The 292-nt window shown below is 68.5% G+C and carries 1 protein-coding gene; it reads right to left on the minus strand.

Features of this window, described 5'->3' with window-relative positions; genetic code table 11:
- On the minus strand, positions 1 to 292 hold a 292-nt coding region (locus NE591_RS15075), incomplete at both ends, for a hypothetical protein (protein ID WP_256157080.1).

The raw sequence follows: 292 nt of genomic DNA on the forward strand, positions 1-292 counted from the left end.
CACCAAACCAGCGAGGCGGCGCTCATCGCGGAATCGAAGAGCCTCGCCGGTTTGGTGAAATTGGAAGGCGAAGACGCCGACGGCGGCGATGGTGAGGGCCGCTGCCACGGACGCGAGGGCAATGCGCTTGCGCTTGCGGGCTCGCTCGCGTTGGCGGAGATCGTCGTAGCTGCAGCCGGCGACGGCGGCGATGATGCGCAGCAGTTCGGCCTTGCGATTGGCCTTAGCCTCCGGACGCAGATCGGCGGCGAGGGGCTCGGCCGGCATTTCCCGCAAAACGCCGCTGGCGTCG

Origin of the sequence: Adlercreutzia sp. DFI.6.23, assembly GCF_024462535.1 — a bacterium.
Classification (GTDB): Bacteria; Actinomycetota; Coriobacteriia; order Coriobacteriales; family Eggerthellaceae; genus Adlercreutzia; species Adlercreutzia rubneri.